This window comes from Arthrobacter sp. 35/47, assembly GCF_000520475.1.
Taxonomy (GTDB): domain Bacteria; phylum Actinomycetota; class Actinomycetes; order Actinomycetales; family Micrococcaceae; genus Arthrobacter_D; species Arthrobacter_D subterraneus.
In genome coordinates, this window is sequence record NZ_KI914596.1 from 5170 (window position 1) to 6261 (window position 1092).

The 1092-nt window shown below is 65.0% G+C and carries 1 protein-coding gene; it reads left to right on the plus strand.

What is annotated here, in order from left to right; translation table 11 throughout:
- Positions 1 to 1092, plus strand: a 1092-nt coding sequence (locus X803_RS18875; RefSeq protein ID WP_162149217.1) for a sensor histidine kinase, incomplete at both ends; no start/stop codon positions are given.

Below are 1092 nucleotides of genomic sequence, written 5' to 3' on the forward strand. Positions count from 1 at the left end.
ACCCGCCGGCCGGCGGCGACGGGCGGCGACGGGCGACGTGGGGTGTGCGGAAACAGGCCACGGCAGCTGCGGTCCTCATCCTCGCTGTCGTCCTCGCCGTCGCGGGTATCATTCTGCTGGTCTTGCTGCGGTCCTCGTTGCTGGACAATGCACGCGAACTGGCCATCCAGCACCGCGATTCCGTCCTTGAGCAGGTCGCAGAAGATGACAGCGCCGATGTGACCGGTGATGTCACCGGGACCAACACGCAGATCACCCAGATCTTACGCGCCGACGGCACCATGCTGGCCAGTTCCGATGATTCGATCACGGAATCCTTGTATGAGGGGGGACCATTACGACCCGGACAGAAGTACGTTTCCCCGGACCCCGGCCTGTTCACGCTCACTGATTTCGACGATCACGTCGTTGCAGCGGGCGGGGTTGCAACACCGGACGGTGAGTTCACGGTGGTGGCCGGGGTGCCGACATCGATCCAGCGGGACGCTGTCACCACCGTTGGTTGGTTCCTCCTCGGCGGTGTTCCGGTCCTGCTCGCGCTGGCTGGAGGGTTGATCTGGGTCCTGGTGGGCCGGTCCCTCAGACCGGTGGAGAGAATACGCGCCACCGTCGCAGGGATCACGCGCCAGCATCTCGACGAACGGGTAGAAGTCCCGGCGACCCGGGACGAAATAGAGCATCTTGCGGCGACCATGAACGAGATGCTCGGCCGCCTCGAATCAGCGGACCAGGCCCAACGTCGTTTCGTCACCAACGCCAGCCACGAACTGCGCAGTCCGTTGGCCACCCTGACCACGGCACTGGAGATCGCGGCAGCCGACCCGACCGCGCGTACCTGGTGGGACACGAGCGGGATGCTGCAACTTCAGACCCGCCGCATGAGCTACCTGGTGGAGGATCTGCTCACCCTGGCCAAGCTCGACGATGCCGGCCTGCGGTTCACCATGACCGATGTGGACCTCGACGACGTGCTCGGAGAGGAAATACACCGGCTACGCTCGGTCTCCACCCACACGGTCAACGCCCTTCTGGCTCCCGCCCGTGTCACCGGAGACCCACACCGGCTCGCCCAGGTGTTCCGCAACGTGCTCA